Consider the following 15,418-nt stretch of genomic DNA (forward strand, 5'->3'; position numbering starts at 1 on the left):
TATCCGCGGGGAGGTGCGGCGGTGCGGGTCAAGGATCTACCTGAGGAGGACAGGCCTCGCGAGCGCCTGTTGCGGCTGGGGCCGGAGGCGCTGTCCGATCGTGAACTGCTAGCGCTCGTCCTCGGCGCGGGCCGTCCGGGGTGCGACGCGATCGAACTGGCGGCCCGGCTGATCGACGAGCGTGGCGGCCTGTCGGCGCTGGCCATAGGCGACGCCCACGCATTGGAACGCCTGCCCGGAATGGGCCCTGCCCGGGCGGTCCGCGTCACCGCCGCCTTCGAGCTGGCGCGGCGTGCGATCCGGACGGCACCCCGACGCCGCATCCGCGGCTCGGCCGACCTGGCCGCCGTCGCCGGGCCGTTCTTACAAGGCCTGAGCCACGAACGGGTCATAGTGATCGCCTGTGACAGCGCCGGAGGCGTCCTGCGCGTCATCCCGCTGACCGAGGGCGCCGCCGACCGCAGCTTGATTCCGGTACGGGACGTAATGAGCGCCGTGCTCACGATCGGCGGCACCGGATTCGGTGTCGCGCACAACCACCCCGGCGGACGCGTCGAGCCCAGCCCCTCCGACATCCGGGTTACCGCCCGGCTCCGCGAGGCGTCCGAGACGGTCGGCCTGCGTTTCCTGGACCACGTCATTGTCACAGCAACGGCCTGGGCCCGGGTGCCGTGAGTAGGAGGTCGGTTGTCATCCGAATCCGGCGACAAATTGCGTTTACTCGGTTACTCTCTGCGATGAAGCGGAGTTCATTGGCCGTTCACCGCTTCATCCCAACATAGGCCGATGCAGGGAGACCGGCAGTGTCCATCCCTCAGCAGTACGACACCGACATCGATGCTCTACGCGTCCACTTCAGCCGGGAGCTCCGCCGCTTGCGGGAGCAGGCGAGCCTGTCCAGGAACCGGCTCGCTGCGGCTCTTGGCTGCAGCCCCCAGTGGATCTACAAGCTGGAGAAGACCGACAAGACGGTGTCCGAGCAGGTGGCCTTCGACCTGGACACCTACTTCAAGACCGAGGGCTGGGAGAAGGACGACGGCCTCTTCCACCGCATCTACGAGGACCTCCGCCGCGCTGGCCGCCGCCGCGTCCTGCGGCCATGCTTCGAGCAGTATGCCGCCTACGAATCGAGAGCTCGTAGCGTCCGCTGCTTCGCGGCTCAGGTTGTCCCTGGCCTCCTGCAGATCGAGGATTACGCCCGCAGCATCATGGACCCGAGCGAGCCGCCAGAAATCCGGGAGTCGCGGGTCGCGGCGCGCATGGAAAGACAGGCGCTCCTTGCACGTGAGAAGCCGCCGATGGCGATGTTCGTCCTCGACGAGTCCGTGTTGCGGCGGCCGGTCGGTGGCCCGAGAGTCATGGTGGAGCAGATCGATCACCTGATTGGGTTGGCTCGATCTCCCCATGTACAACTACTGATCATGCCCCTCGATCGCGTCACGCCAGCAGCACTCACAGGAGGCTTCATCCTGCTGAGTTTCGAGAGAGATGAAGACCTCATGTACGCAGAGTCTGGAACTATCAGTCTGCTCGAGGAAGACAAGGAGCAGATCTTTACTGCCGGGATACATTTCGACACAATCATGGGTGAAGCTCTGTCCCGGGCAGAATCCGTCGAACTGATGAGCCGAGTGCGCGAGGTGTACTTGTGAACGACATGCGCCCACTGATACTGCTGTGGCGAAAGAGTAGCCGGAGTGATGGGATGGGGGGCGAGTGCGTCGAGATCGCTGTGGCCTCGGCCGATAATCGTCGATTGTGAGAACGGGTGATGGGCTCTGGTGGGCGGGTCCGTGGTCGCCTGAGCGTGCACCAGGGCCTGGGCTATTGATCGCCGCTTTGACGATGTAGTTGCGGGCGACTGGCGATGGACGAATTGCGGCCGCTGATCGGACAGCGCCTCCGCCGAGATTGAGGAGCAGTCGCTAGCTGGTGGGTCGTCTGCTACCGGTCCGGCTCGGCAAGGAAGGCTTACTATCTCGTATGGCCAGTGGTCGCACTAGGGCAGCCGCCCAAGCTCTCGCGACACGGGTTAGAGTTGGCTGCCGAATGCTGCATTCAGCAGCGCCGAACTCAAAGATTCAATATTTGTGTCATTATAGATAGATAGCGCCTTGCTTTGGTTGAGTTTATCGAGTTGATCTGCAATCAGGCGCTGCTCGTCCAGTGCCGGCAATGGGACTTCCGTCGACAAAAGTCGATCGGCGCTGACTCTTACCTTGCGTGCTCCGATTCCCTTGGACTGCCCGCTGAGGCGTTCCCATAGACCCGGCCACATACAAATGTTCATTAGGTATCGTTCATCGGCGCGTGTTGTATCGATCTCAAACGTGGGAAACTCCGGCGAGAGATACCATCCATCGAATTCACGAGGGATGATCGCGAGAGCCCCTTCGAAAGCTTTCAGTCTGCTCATAACTAGCCTTCCGCTGGACAGGCGGTTGAGCTTTTGGTAGCTAGTCTCATTCCCCTGCATCGGGCCGCGTTCGAATAGACCTCGCCCAAAGCCGTATACGCCGGCGATATCGTAGGTCTTACTTGGGTCGACAGGTTCCTCGGAATTCGCGCGACGAATAACCTCGCCTAGCGGACGAAGCATGCCTGCTCTACTGAGTACCGAGTGCCGCAGCGCTTCGCGAAGCGTTTGAGCGTGTTCCCGGGCCGTCTGCACTGCAGCTATTCTGGAACTTGAAGAATCCAGGCGGGTGGCGATGCGGCGTTGTTCGTCCGAATCTGGGAGTGGGACGAGGAGATCCTCGAAGTCTTTAATGGACAGAGTTTGATTCCGGAGCACCGTACCTGTAGAAGTTTTGCGGATGGCGCGCTGTCCTTGACTGCTTTGGAAAAAGTAGTTCAGATATCTGATATCAATATTTTCTGAAGGAGTGTAGCTCAAAAAGCGACTTGACCCGATGCAGCCGAAATCCTCTTCAGCAGAAACGGCGATCGCGCCTTCCCATGCCATAATGTTACTCACTATGAGTCGCTCTGGTAGAATTTCGAAGTACCGGAGCTTGCTCAGCTCGGTACCGTACATCTCCTCCCGGTGGAATATTCCTCGGCCAAAGGATCGGATCCCTATTTGCGTGTATCGTTTATGCGGAGATATTTCAACTGGGATGCGTTCGAGTTGTAGCTCGTCACCTAGTCGGACGAGTCGAGTACCCATCAGTAAGACTCCAAATCGCGCTGAAGGTCGTTTAGTATGGAAAGTATTTTCTCCTCGGCGACTACTAGTTCCGTCAAAAGTTCGCTGGGAGTCCGATGGGCTAGTTCATCCGTGGTGTTCGGATTCTGGAGGTCGAGATTGTAGTCATCTGCGGCGATGTCGGCTATCGAGACACGCCATGCATGGCTATCCTCGCTGCGGCTGGCTCGTTCCCTTCCTCCCCACCATGCGGCGCACTCAGAAAACTCCTCGAAGCGTATAGGCTTGGTTTTCGCGTAGCCTCTGCGCTCGCCTGGGGGAGTGATCTGGTAAAACCAAACCTCCTTGGTGGGGTGGTTCTTTTCGAAGAACAATAGGTTAGCGGGAATTTGAGTATAAGGCGCGAATACGCCCTGCGGAAGGCGAACAATGGTGTGGAGGTTGCATTCCTCCAAGAGCAATTTTTTGATCTTCCTGCCGATGCCCTGGCCGAAAAGAGCGCCGTTCGGAAGGACAATCGCGCAGCGGCCATTGGGTTTGAGCTTTCGGATTACCTCGTAGAGGAAGAGCCAGGCCGTCTCGCGGGTTTGGTAGCCCTTGGGAAAGGCTTCTGCGATTGAGTTCTCTTCCTCGCCGCCGAACGGAGGGTTGGTGAGGATCACGTCTACGCGGCTGCTGTATCCCGACTCGTTGACCATGTGGCGGAGCGCGTTGGTGTGCAAGATGTTCGGGCTCGGTATGCCGTGCAGGATCATGTTCATCATGCACAGGAGGTACGGCAGTGGCTTCTTCTCGAAGCCGCGGAGGTTTTTCCAGAGCTCCTCCTGCTCGACGATGCCGAGCTTGCGGTCCTCGGTCAGCTCGGTGTAGGCCTCGACGAGGAATCCTCCGGTGCCGCAGGCCGGGTCCAGGATTGACTCGCCGAGTTCGGGGAACGTTTGCTGGACCATGAATTTGATGACGGGGCGCGGCGTATAGAACTCGCCGGAGTCGCCGGCGGAGTCGCGGACCTCTTTGAGCAGTGACTCGTAGAGAAACGCCATCGTGTGGATGTCGCTGCTCGAGGTGAAGTCGATCTTCTTGATCTGGTTGACCAGGTCGCGGAAGAGGTAGCCGGAGACCATGCGGTTCTGGACGCCGCGGAAGACCTGGCCCAGGACGTTGCGCGGATCGCCCGGCTTGTTGCTGCTGAGGCTGCTCAGGTAGGGCAGCAACCTATCGTTGATGAACTCCGTCAGAGCGGGGCCGGTGAGGTTCTCGTCCTCGGCCCATTTGTTCCACTGGAACTCAGGCTGGATCGCTGGCCGGAAGTCGGTGTCCCAGATCTTGCGTTCCTGTTCCAGGGCGTCGAAGGCTCGCAGGAACAGCAGCCACGACAGAAGCGGCAACCGGTCGAGGTCACCGTTGAGTCCGGCGTCCTTGCGCATGATGTCGCGGGCCGACTTGATGACCGCGCTCAGCCGTGTGCGAGCGTCGTTGTCCTGCTTCTTCGCCGGGGATGCGGCCATGTAGTCAGTGTTCCGTTTCCGTGGTGGAGGTTTGTGCCCGAAAGGAACGAACCAGTTCGAGCGCTGCGTCGAGGTCCGGTTTCGTGGCGGTGCGGTCTTCGGCGGTTGACAGGCGCGAGGCGACGCGGTCGAACACCGCGATGCGGCGCAGCCGGCTGAGGTCCGTACCGGTCTCATCCGCCTGTTGCCTGAGCCGCGCCTCAAGGGCACGGCGAAGATCGACAGAGGTGGCATAGCGTCTCATGCACGCTCCGCGTGGAAGGCGCGCTCGACGGCGAGCTCGGCTCGGGGACCCACGCGCTGCGCGGCTCGGAGGAGTTGCCCCTTCGTGGCGGCTCCACGGTCGAGCAGCTCGACGACGGCCGAGTCAATGGCGTCCTGGTCGGTGCCTTCCGCAGCGGATTCGGCGATGGCTCGTATCGGGGTGGTGACCCGGAACCCTTCGCGCTCTTCCATCTCCTCGGGTGCGAGATCCGCGCGGTGGACGACCACCGCCGGATCGCGCTGCCGGAAACCGGGCGGGACGGTGAGGTGGATCTCGGCCGGGTTGGCGATGCCCAGGTCGTGCACCTCTAGCGCCGTGCTGTGGGACATGACTGCCCGACCTTGGCTCCACAGGGTCCAGCGCACCAGGTGATCGTGCTTTTCGGCCGGCAGGTCGACGAACTCGCGGAAGCGGCAGATCCCGCGGTCGATGCGGATCCAGTTGCCGCGTCCGACGTGGTGGTGCTGTGCCTGGTAGGTGTAGCCGGCTTCGAGTGCCTGGGCGGCGGTGAAGTACCCGCGCTGTCGCGCTGCCAGGCTCCACAGCCGAGCGCGAGGTTCCTCATCCCGTAGCCGCACGCCCGGCAGTCTAGCGTTCGTACAACTCAAAGTCAGCTTTAGTTTTGTGACTCCCGTCGACGTCAAACTAAAGCTGGCTTTGAGGATTACGACACCTCGTAGATCAAGGTATTCAGATCATCCATGGCGCCGTTCAGCCGATCGGTTCCGCCGAACCGCTTGGCGAGCTCCATGATGGTGCCCATGTCCGTGTAAGCATCGGAGCGGAGGGCCCCGACCTCGAGTTCCTCCGGCCCGCGCGCGGCGTACTGGTGAAGAACTCTATCGAGGACCGTACGGGCTTCGGGCGCGAACGACTCCAGGAAGTCGCGATGCCGTGTCACGACCCGCCGCGCCCGCTCCGACCGTGACATCAGCGGCAGTTCCCATGCCAGGTAGAGCAGCAGGTCGATGGTGTCGGCATCCGGTCGGCCAGCCCACTCCGCCAGGTCCTCCGGGGTGATGTGGTTCAGCTCCTTCAGCCGCTCGCGCAGCTCCTTCCTGGTCTTCAGCTGCGCCCACTGGCCCAGCAGCTGATGTGGTTCGAGGTCGAGTTTGAGGACCTGGTCGCGGACGTACTGCTCGTACTCGATGAGCCGCAGTCCTCCACTCGATGGTTCGGACACGTACAGTGCGCTGCCCCATGGGGTAACCGAGACGCCGTCCACATAGAACGTGCGAGGGCTGGCGAGGATGTCGTCCACTTCGGCCGGGTCGGTGATGATCGGTGGCAGGGAGCCGCCGTCCTCCTGGGCGTACTCGCTCTCCGGTTCGGCGACGGTCTCGTCGTCCGTTCCGGGTTCGGACTCGTCGATGGTGTCGCTGATGTTGCCGTCGGCGTCCGTCTCGTCGCGTACGACCCGCATCGGGGGGCCGTCGAACTCGGGGTCGTTGAACAGGCGCGTCGCCTCCACGAAGTCGATGATGTCGAAGGAGAACTTCTCGTCTTCGGGGAACAGTCGGGTGCCACGCCCGATGATCTGCTTGAACTCGGGCATCGACTTGATCACTCGGAACAGCACGATGTTGCGGCAGGTGGGGACGTCGACCCCCGTCGACAGCATCCGTGAGGTCACCGCAATGACAGGGGCTTCGGTGTCGACCTGCCGGAACTCGTCCAGGCGCTCCCGGCCCGCGTCCAGGTCCTTGGCCGTGATCCGGCATACGTACTTCTGGTCGTACCGCCGGCTGAGATCGGAGTTGAGGTTGTGCAGTGCCTGCACCATCCGGAAAGCGTGATCGCTGCTCGCGCAGAACACGATCGTCTTGCCCATGCGGTTCGTGCGGTGCAGGTATTCCGTGAGATAGCGGGCGGCCTCTTCGGTCCGCTCGACGATGGCGAGGACCCGTTCGTACTCCTTGGGACCGTAGAGCCTGTCCGGGATCTCCCGGTCATAGAGGTCGCGCTGGCCCGGCGCCGGTCGCCAGCCGGTCATGTCGACGTTTAGCCGGACTCTGCGGACCCGATAGGGGGCGAGGAACCCGTCCTCGATGCCGTGGGCGAGCGAGTACTCGTAGATCGGATCGCCAAAGTATTGGTAGGTGTCGGCGTCCCGGGTGCTGATCGGAGTCGCGGTCAGCCCGATCTGGATGGCAGGGGAGAAGTGCTCCAGGATCGCGCGCCACTGTGAGCCCTCGGTGGCGCTACCCCGGTGGCACTCGTCGACGATCACCAGGTCGAAATAGTCGGGAGCGTACTGCCGGTAGAGGCTCGTCTCGTCGTGACCGCTGTCCAGCGACTGATAGAGCCCGAGATAGATGAACCGCCCGGTCTTGGCCTCCCCGCCGCTGAGCTTGTGGACGGCCTCGCCGAACATCGGTTTGAAATAGTCGTCCTTGGGCTGGTCGATCAGGATGTTGCGGTCGGCCAGGTAGAGGACACGGGGCCTGCGGCCACCAGGCCAGTTCGCGTTCCACAGCTTGGCGACGATCTGGGAGGCGACGAGGGTCTTACCGGTTCCGGTGGCCAGCACGAGCAGAGCCCTCTTGGTGCCGTGGGCGATGGCCTGGACTGTCCGGTTGATCGCCACCTGCTGGTAATAGCGTGGCTCCTTGGGCGTACCGTCCCAGTTCGGTACTGCTGAGCTGAGCGGCGCCGAGGCGAGAGCATCCTGCGTCGCATCGGTAAGGCCGCGATCCTCGCGGTACCGCGCCCAGAGCTCCTCGGGTGCCGGGAACCCGCGGATCTCGTTCACGCGGCCAGTGCGCGCGTCCAACTCCAGAATCCGCTCGCCATTGGTCGTATAGGCGAACGGCACGTCGAGCAGTTCGGCATACCGCTTGACCTGCTCGAACCCGTCAGCGGGATCTCTGCGGGACCGCTTGGCCTCGATGACGGCGATCGGCAGTCCGTCGGAGTACTCCAGAACGTAGTCGGCGATCAGCGCCCGTTCCTGGCGATGGCGGCGCGCAGTGGCCCTGATTCGGCCCCGGTTGATGCGGTACTGGCGACGAACCTGGTCCTCCCGCCAGCCGGCCTGTTCTGTCAGCGCGGGCAGCACGAACCGGCGGCAGGTCTCGTCCTCAAGAAGATCCTGGAATCTGGACGTCACAGCCTCATTTGTACTTGAAACAGCCGACAAAAACCGGACACTTCGGCTCAGTCGAGCGGCGATACGACTCCATCCGGCTCATTGCCTCGGCCGCGTTGGTCAACAGCCAGACTCCACGGTCAAGATGACGCGTTCGCTTACCGCCGCATCCCGGCGTGGTCGGCTGTTCCAACAGAGTCCATGGTGGCCTCCTTGACCGTCACCGGAGACGATCGGGGATGGCGCGTCAGACAGTTCCTACGCGGCCAGGCGCTCGCGAAGCTGTCGTGCGTGGCTGGGCGAGACCGCATCGAGGTCGACGGCGATCCTGCTGGCCTGCGTCATCAACAGCGGTACTCGCAGCTGCGTGGGGAGCATGGTGATCGCGTCACCAGCGACACGCGTGGCCTCGGCGGCTTCTCGACGTTCGACCAGCAGTCGTGCGCGGCTCAGCAGGATGAGTGGACGGTCCATCGGGTCGTTGGCGGGGTATTCGGCCAGCGCACGCTCCTGCGCCGCCCACGCGCCGGAATCTTTGACAGCGGTGAGCACCCAGGAGGCGTAGGCGGCGAGCTCGCGTTCGGGGAAGCCGAAGAACTGCTCACCGGTCTGGGCTGTGGTGAGTTGCCCGGTGAGGTGTTCGGCGCGGCGGAGTTCGGCACGGGCCTGCTCGGCGCGTGCGGGGCCGAGACTGGCGTGCGCGCGGGCTGCGAGTCCGGCGAGCTGGGCGGCTGGCGCGGACGGCGCGTCACCGAGCTCGGCGCGGGCGCGTGCGGCGATGGGAAGGACGGCGGCGGGTTGTGGGCCGTAGATGGCGATCATGGCTCGGGCCATCGCGATCCAGTACCGCTGTGTGGTGTCGCCGGCCTGGGCGGCGTACCGGTCGGCGGTGTGCAGCCATGCGCGGGCCTGGCGGTCATCTTCCAGGTCGGTCCACAGCGCGCCTGTTAATCCACCGAGCCGGGAGGCGATGAGCAGCAGGTCCTTCTCGCGGGGGTAGCGCTCGATGAGGCCGGCGATCTCCTCCAGGTCGGGGGCGAGCCGGTTGAGTAGGTCTCGGGGGCCGAACTGGCCGTAGGAGGCGATGTGGCCGGTGGCGACCTCCTGCCAGTGCTCGACATCGGCGGTCGGCAGGACGTGCCGCAGGCCAGAGTCCATCTGTGTCCGGATTCGTTCGAGGTGGACCAGGATCGGCGTGACCGCCGCGGCTTGGAAGAATTCGCGGCGTCTCACTGGATCCTCCTCGTCCGGGACGGCGTCCTTCATCAGAGTAACGATCGGATGGTCATCCGTCAGGCCCAGACGATTCAAGGTGGTGCGGTACCACAGCCCGAACAGCGGCCGGTAGATCGGGCCTGGGGTCTCGTGACCGTTTTCCCACCGGGAAAGCTGCTGCGTCGTCGGGCCACAATTGATCTCTTCGTCGGCGGCTAAGCCCCGCAGGCCGACGACGACCTCCGCTTGGGTCTGGCCCATCGCCAGGCGCCAGGCCATCAGCATGGTCGGCGTCTGGGCCTTCTCGTGAAGGGCCTGCGCCAGTTGCCACGGCGTCCAGTCCTGGGCGGCGGCCGTGGCGCGGAGTTCGGCCGCGATTTCCTCGCGGCGCGTGGAGTCCACGCGCGCAACGTAACACGGGCCTGCTGCGCGTACAGCGAATCGGCGGTTGCGGGCTTCCCGCAACGATGGGTTGAGGGCGACTGCCAATTGAGAGCCCCATCGTCGCAGCTGAGCATTGCGGTATGGGCATCGGACGGCACATCTCGGGTGGGCGCGTGTGAGACGTTCACCGCGTTTCGACACGGCGGCATCTTCTCCCAGATCGGGCCCTAGTTCTTTGCTGCACTCCGCGACGACAACGGAAAGGGACGGTGGCGATGGCCGAGACGAGGACACCACGCGCCCTATGGGAGGAGGAGGGACTGGTCCGCGTGGCGGGCTTCCTGCCTCCCGATCGGTTCGGGGCACTGGAGGCCGAAGCCGCGCAGCAGGTCGGGCAGACCGAGCCGTACGAGCGGACCGAGACCTCCGGCCACCGGGACGGATCGTTCGCGTCCCCCGCGCACTGCGGCATGGCCGCCGGCGGCCATGCCCTGTACGGGCTTCTGTCCGACAAGGAGGTGCTGCTGGTGCTGCGCGAGATGACCGGCATGAAGCGACTCACCCCGTTCGGGTGCGTCTACGTCACCTACAGCAAGGGCGACTTCCAGGGCCTGCACACCGACGACGTCAAGTCCACGCTCACGATCGGGATCGCCCTCACCGACAACCTTGCCCCGATGGGATGGGCGCCGAGCCTGCGCGCCGTGTATCCCGAGGTCCTCGGCAAGGTCGTCGCCGAGCACGGCATGTTCCCCGACGGGGAAGGGTTCGAGCTCCTGAAGCACCCGTACGGGCCCGGCCTGTTGCAGGGCTGGGCCGGATACGACATCCCGCACTGGCGTTCCCCGCACACCGACAGCCGTCCCGCGATCCTGGCGACGCTGTCCTACCTGGACCTGTAGGAGGACGGCGATGCTACGCGCGCAGTGGCTGGGCGACGGGCACGTCCAGGTCCCCGCCGATACGATCCCCGCCGGCCTGTGGGACGACCTTGCCGCCGAGGCCACCAAGCTTGAACACGACGCGATCCCGCGCGAACGCACCGTGCCGGGCCTGCAGACGCTGCGGGACGGGTCGATCACCTCGCCCCAGCGCTGCCACGTGCACCCGGGCGGCGAGGCCCTCAAGACCCTCGTTCGGCACCCGGCGCTGATGGAGGTGGCGTGCGAGGCCACCGGCAGCACGCGGATGGTCGCGATCCGCTGGGGATACAAGTGGTACCGGCCCGGTGACCACATGCAGGTGCACCGCGACGAGGGCAAATGCACCATCACCTACTCCGCCGGCCTGGTCGGTGACCTGGGCACGATGGGCTGGCTGCCGAACCTGCGGTGGCTACCCAGCCGCGAGATCGCCGACCGGTTCTCCGGCGAGGAGTTCCCCCACGACGACGGCACCTTCCCCGTCCTTCACCGGGTCATGACCGGGTTCGACGGGGTGCGTGTCCCGCACTGGCGGCCGCCATACGAGCAGGACCTGGGCGTCATGGTCACCTGCTGCTTCGCCTCACGTGCGTAACCGTTACGCGCGTCGTCCCCTTCCAAGGAAAGGAGCACCATCATGTCCACCATCACCACAAACGCCGCGCCGGCTGCGGCGGCCCCCGCCCCAGCGGTGCCGGTCGACTTCGACCCGGCCGACTTCATTGCCGAACTCCGCGACGAGGGCCAGTTCCCGATCACCGCCGGCGGTGACCCGGCCGTGCCCGACAGCCTCGGCAGCGACCCGGTCCGCTGGGCGGGCGAGTACATGGGCCACGCCAAGCGCAAGCTCGGCATTCCGGACTTCCCGGCCGAGTAGCCCGGGCAGCGCCGTCGGCGCAACATCTTGGGCCCAGAGGAACGCACACGCAGGGCAGGCCCGCACCGGGGCTTGCCCTGCCCCGCACAGGCAACCCCGCCGGACGGGACGAGGAGACGACGATGCAGAAGGTGTTCTTCGCCGGCACACACCGAACCCGGCACCCGGCCGACACGCTCGCCACGATCAGTCCGCTGCTCGCCTCCTACGGGATCACCCGTTTGGCCGATGTGACCGGCTTGGACACCATCGGCATCCCTGTCGTGATGGCGATCCGGCCGCTGGCAGCCACGCTGGCGGTCGCCCAAGGCAAAGGCGCAACCTTGGACGCGGCCCGCGTCTCGGCGGCAATGGAGGCGGTCGAGTTCTGGCATGCCGAACGCGCGATTCCGGCGCCGGCCATGACCGACACGGCGGCCGCCGACCTGACGCTCCCGTACCCGGTGACCGAACTGGAGCAGCACGCGGGCAGCCTCCTCACCGAGCAAACGCGCATGGACTGGATCACCGCGTCTTCGGCCGTCACCAGCGCGCCGGTACTGCTGCCGCGCCCGCTCGTGCGAATCGGCCGGCATGTCCGAGCCGGGTGGCGGATCTACATGCTCACCGCCTCCACCAACGGGCTCGCCTCGGGCAACACCCGTGCCGAGGCGATCATCCACGGGCTGTGCGAGGTGATCGAACGAGACACCACCAGCCGCCTGACCGGCCAGGCCGCCGATGCCCAGGAGTACATCGACCCGGCCACGGTCACCGACCCGTGCTGTGCCCGGCACCTGGAACTGCTCGCTGAGGCCGGTGCCTGGGTTGAGCTCGTCCACTTGCCCAACCGCTTCGGCGTCCCGGTGATGGTGTGCCATCTGTGGTGCGAGGATGCCGGAAGCGCGATCGTGTCCGGGTCCGGCGCGCACTGCGACCCTGGAGTGGCGCTGTCCCGAGCGATCACCGAAGCCGTGCAGTCACGCCTGACCCACATTTCTGGGGCCCGCGACGACATCACCTCCCTGGTCTACCGGCCCGGCCAGTACCGCCCGCCGATCACCCTTGGTACCGCGCGGCCGTGGGCGGACATCGCCGCCCGCTACACCACCACGCACGCTACCGACGACCTTGAGGCCATATGGCTGGCCGCGCGGATCACCCGAGTGACCGGTTGGGAACCCCTCGTCGTTGACCTGACCCGCGGCCCGGGCCGGTCGCCGTTCGCGGTGGTTCGGGTCGCAGCACCGGGCCTGATCTACTCCGCCCGGCACGTCATCCCCCGCCCCGAGCCCTCCGGAGCCGCTGTATGAGTACCCCGGCCCTGCACGTGTTCGTCGGCCCGACCCTCACCGCCGCCCGCATCCGGTCGCTTGCCCCTGCCGCGACCGTCCACCCGCCCGTCCAACACGGCGATCTCCTGCGCCTCCCGACCTCGTCCGGCGACACCGTCCTGATCGTCGATGGGCTGTGGCACCAGGTGCCGCCCGTCCGACACAAGGAAATCCTCGAGCTCCTCGCCGACGGCGTCGCGGTTGTCGGCGCGGCCAGCATGGGCGCGTTGCGCGCCGCCGAACTCGCTCCCTACGGCATGGTCGGCGTCGGCTGGGTGTACGAGCAGTACGCCAGCGGTGTGATCGACGCCGACGACGAGGTCGCCGTCACCCACACCCCCGAAGGTGAATCTTTGTCGACCGCGCTGGTGTGCATTCGCTTCGCCGTGGCGGCGGCCGCCGACGTCGGCGTCATCACCCGCCCGGACGCTGCCCGGATCTTCGACCGAGCGCGGGCGCTGCCGTTCCACCGGCGCACCTGGCACGCATTGAAGTACGTCACCACCGGCGACCTCGCCGGGCCCTACCAGCAGTTGATGGCATGGCTCGATAAGCAGGGACCGGCGACCACGAACATCAAGGCGCGCGACGCCGAACTCGCCGTCGTCCGGGCCGCCGCCGGGCAGTTGCCCGCAGCCGCCGCGTCCGGGTGGCAGGCCGAGCGGTGGCGGACCTCCTCCCTGCGACGCTGGATCGCGACCTACCGGCCCGCCGCCCACGCCGAGCAGGTGAGCGTCCCGTTCCTGGCCGTCCTGCACCACGCCCAGCTCTACGACTCGGCGTTCCCGGCGAGCTGGCGCCACCACGTCCTGGCCTGGATCGCCGCCCAGCCTCCCTGCGCTCGCAACGTCGAGAATCAGGCGCTCGCCGCCGCTAACGCCCGCGGCCTGGACACGAACGCGCTGACACCCGAGCAGATCGGATACTGGGCTACCCCTGACGAGGTCGTCGGCCTGTGCCGGCGGGAGCTGCTGCTGCGGATTCTCGTCCGATCGGCGCGCCTGGATCCCACCGCGAGCGTCTGGCCGGAGACTCCTGCAGAAGCCGCTGGGCTCCTCGACGTCGATGCCGCCGCTGCGGCGGCCGTGACCGCCTGGACCACGAACGAGCGGGTGGCCGCGACCGGGCCCGGCCGTACACCCGACCATCTCCGCCCCGAGCGCATCCGTGCGCACCTGGCCGACCAGTGGGGCGTTCACCCGTCCGACACGGCAGCGCTGACCGCCGCCGCCCGCGACCGGGGCATCCTGTCCCTGCCGGACGCCGTCGAGGCGGCCCGGCCGTTCTACCTCGCCGCCCGCGCCCCACGAGTCAGGATCGGGACGACGCCCCAGCCGTGACCGGCACCGCTCCGCTCCGGCCCTCCTCACCTGCGCGGGCAGGCAATCGCATGGCGCGGACCTGACGACTGAACAACGGAGCGAAAGCGAGCGTCACGATCACGACCGCGCAGCCCGCCAGCGCCGGGACGACGCCGACGGCTGCGGCCAGCGGGCCCGCCAGCAGGTATCCGAGCGGGATGGGCAACTGCTGACCGAGGAGGCTGTAGGAAGATGTGCGGGCCTGCATCTCCACCGGCACTTGACTCTGCTGGTAGCTCGCGAACGTGTTGATGGACACGTCAAGACCCACGCCAGTAACGAACGTCGCGGCGACCAGGACTGGCAGCGGCGCATGGACAGCCAACGCCGTCAGCGGCAACCCCATCGACGCCGTCGCCGTACAGGCCACCAGGCCGACCCGGCGCGGCCGTAGCAGCAGCACCACGACTGATCCGGTGATCAGCCCGGCCGCGAACCCGGCGACGATCAACCCCCATGCCGCCGGCCCGCCCAGGTGATCCCGCGCGTACAACGGCCCGAGGACCTGATAGCCGATCAGCCAGGGCGTGATGCACGCAGCGCCCTGAGCCACCATGATCCACAGCCACTGGCGAGACCAGAAGTCCGACCACCCCTCGCGCAGCGCCTGCACGAGCCGCGTGTTCTTGACCGGCGTTAGCGGCACCCGCAGACGTGACAGCATCCACGCAGCGGCGAAGAACGTCACCGCGTCATAGGCGATCGCGGATTCCGACCCGGCACTCGCGATCACGACGCCGGCCGCAGCCGGGGCGGAGATCTTCACGACGTTCTGGGTCAGACGCAGGAGCGCGTTCGCCTCCCGCAACAACTCCCGGTCGACCAGCTGCCGCACGATGCCTTGGGCGGCCGGGCCGAAAAACGCCCCTGCCGCGCCGCTGATGACTCCCGCCGCCAGCAATTGCCACAGCACCGCGTGCCTCGTAAACAGCAGGACCGCGACGACAGCTTGGACGGCCCCCGAGACCAGATGCGCGACGACCATGATCCGGCCACGCGGATGCCGGTCCGCTACGGCGCCCCCGAGCAGCATCAGCGTCATCTGCGGGACCATGCTTACCGCGAGGACGCTGCCCAGCGCGCCAGCGCCGCCTCCGATCTGCAGCACGGCGAACGCGAGGGCGACCGGCGCCATCGACGAGCCGGTCTGAGATACCAGCCGTGCGGCCAGAAAGCGGCGGTACGCAACGCTGGACCTCATGGGGAGGATGGCGTCTTTGATGCGCTCTGCCAGGCCGTTGACTTTTTTCGCCCTCACATGACCTTGCAGGCTGTCGTCTACCACCGGTACACCCTGCACCAACGGTCACAACAGGCCGCCCTGGATTACCGAATC

The 15,418-nt window shown here is 65.9% G+C and carries 15 protein-coding genes; 8 read left to right on the forward strand and 7 right to left on the reverse strand.

Features of this window, described 5'->3' with window-relative positions:
• Positions 1 to 21: 21 nt before the first annotated feature.
• The 3 genes from ABD978_RS06245 (at position 22) to ABD978_RS43780 (ending at position 1,762) form a co-directional block, all read left to right on the forward strand.
• The gene (locus tag ABD978_RS06245; RefSeq protein ID WP_345349784.1) at positions 22 to 675 is read left to right on the forward strand and encodes a JAB domain-containing protein; all 654 of its coding nucleotides are present in this window, start codon (positions 22 to 24) and stop codon (positions 673 to 675) included.
• Positions 676 to 803: 128 nt separating this feature from the next.
• On the forward strand, positions 804 to 1,652 hold the full coding sequence (locus ABD978_RS06250) for a helix-turn-helix domain-containing protein (RefSeq protein WP_345349787.1): 849 nt from the start codon (positions 804 to 806) through the stop codon (positions 1,650 to 1,652).
• Positions 1,653 to 1,657: 5 nt separating this feature from the next.
• Positions 1,658 to 1,762 carry a DUF397 domain-containing protein gene (locus ABD978_RS43780; protein WP_425550681.1) on the forward strand — a complete coding sequence of 35 codons (105 nt, stop codon included), beginning with the start codon at positions 1,658 to 1,660 and terminating at the stop codon, positions 1,760 to 1,762.
• A 270-nt stretch (positions 1,763 to 2,032) separates the two neighbouring features.
• Here ABD978_RS43780 and ABD978_RS06255 read toward each other — a convergent pair whose 3' ends face one another.
• The 6 genes from ABD978_RS06255 to ABD978_RS06280 all read right to left on the reverse strand — a co-directional run bounded on the left by ABD978_RS06255 (position 2,033) and on the right by ABD978_RS06280 (position 9,713).
• The gene (locus ABD978_RS06255; protein WP_345349791.1) at positions 2,033 to 3,037 is read right to left on the reverse strand and encodes a restriction endonuclease subunit S; all 1,005 of its coding nucleotides are present in this window, start codon (positions 3,035 to 3,037) and stop codon (positions 2,033 to 2,035) included.
• 131 nt (positions 3,038 to 3,168) lie between these two features.
• Positions 3,169 to 4,656, reverse strand: coding sequence for an HsdM family class I SAM-dependent methyltransferase (locus tag ABD978_RS06260; RefSeq protein WP_345349795.1), 1,488 nt, complete (start codon positions 4,654 to 4,656; stop codon positions 3,169 to 3,171).
• A 4-nt stretch (positions 4,657 to 4,660) separates the two neighbouring features.
• A complete protein-coding gene (locus ABD978_RS06265; RefSeq protein ID WP_345349798.1) occupies positions 4,661 to 4,900 on the reverse strand; it encodes a hypothetical protein in 240 nt (79 codons plus the stop codon).
• Positions 4,897 to 5,499 (reverse strand): type IV toxin-antitoxin system AbiEi family antitoxin domain-containing protein, encoded by a 603-nt coding sequence (locus ABD978_RS06270; protein ID WP_345349801.1) that lies wholly within the window; start codon positions 5,497 to 5,499, stop codon positions 4,897 to 4,899. Before ABD978_RS06270 ends, ABD978_RS06265 begins: the two co-directional genes overlap by 4 nt.
• A gap of 86 nt (positions 5,500 to 5,585) precedes the next feature.
• Positions 5,586 to 8,030 carry an EcoAI/FtnUII family type I restriction enzme subunit R gene (hsdR, locus tag ABD978_RS06275; RefSeq protein WP_345349804.1) on the reverse strand — a complete coding sequence of 815 codons (2,445 nt, stop codon included), beginning with the start codon at positions 8,028 to 8,030 and terminating at the stop codon, positions 5,586 to 5,588.
• 237 nt (positions 8,031 to 8,267) lie between these two features.
• The gene (locus ABD978_RS06280) at positions 8,268 to 9,713 is read right to left on the reverse strand and encodes an NsdA family TPR-like regulatory protein (RefSeq protein ID WP_345349807.1); all 1,446 of its coding nucleotides are present in this window, start codon (positions 9,711 to 9,713) and stop codon (positions 8,268 to 8,270) included.
• Positions 9,714 to 9,883: 170 nt separating this feature from the next.
• Between ABD978_RS06280 and ABD978_RS06285 the strand changes: the two genes are divergently transcribed.
• The 5 genes from ABD978_RS06285 to ABD978_RS06305 all read left to right on the forward strand — a co-directional run bounded on the left by ABD978_RS06285 (position 9,884) and on the right by ABD978_RS06305 (position 14,061).
• Positions 9,884 to 10,510: a hypothetical protein gene (locus ABD978_RS06285; protein ID WP_345349810.1), complete on the forward strand. Its 627-nt coding sequence runs from the start codon at positions 9,884 to 9,886 to the stop codon at positions 10,508 to 10,510.
• 10 nt (positions 10,511 to 10,520) lie between these two features.
• The gene (locus ABD978_RS06290; protein WP_345349813.1) at positions 10,521 to 11,126 is read left to right on the forward strand and encodes a 2OG-Fe(II) oxygenase; all 606 of its coding nucleotides are present in this window, start codon (positions 10,521 to 10,523) and stop codon (positions 11,124 to 11,126) included.
• A gap of 42 nt (positions 11,127 to 11,168) precedes the next feature.
• Positions 11,169 to 11,408, forward strand: coding sequence for a hypothetical protein (locus tag ABD978_RS06295; RefSeq protein ID WP_345349816.1), 240 nt, complete (start codon positions 11,169 to 11,171; stop codon positions 11,406 to 11,408).
• A gap of 131 nt (positions 11,409 to 11,539) precedes the next feature.
• A complete protein-coding gene (locus ABD978_RS06300) occupies positions 11,540 to 12,700 on the forward strand; it encodes a YcaO-like family protein (protein ID WP_345349819.1) in 1,161 nt (386 codons plus the stop codon).
• Positions 12,697 to 14,061: a TfuA-like protein gene (locus ABD978_RS06305; RefSeq protein ID WP_345349822.1), complete on the forward strand. Its 1,365-nt coding sequence runs from the start codon at positions 12,697 to 12,699 to the stop codon at positions 14,059 to 14,061. The genes ABD978_RS06300 and ABD978_RS06305 overlap by 4 nt, the downstream gene beginning before the upstream one ends.
• On the opposite strand, the gene ABD978_RS06310 is transcribed toward ABD978_RS06305, so the two are convergent.
• The gene (locus ABD978_RS06310; protein WP_345349825.1) at positions 14,033 to 15,367 is read right to left on the reverse strand and encodes an MFS transporter; all 1,335 of its coding nucleotides are present in this window, start codon (positions 15,365 to 15,367) and stop codon (positions 14,033 to 14,035) included. The two genes, ABD978_RS06305 and ABD978_RS06310, sit on opposite strands and share 29 nt — an antisense overlap.
• Positions 15,368 to 15,418: the final 51 nt, after the last annotated feature.

This window comes from Actinoallomurus liliacearum (assembly GCF_039542035.1).
GTDB lineage: Bacteria > Actinomycetota > Actinomycetes > Streptosporangiales > Streptosporangiaceae > Actinoallomurus > Actinoallomurus liliacearum.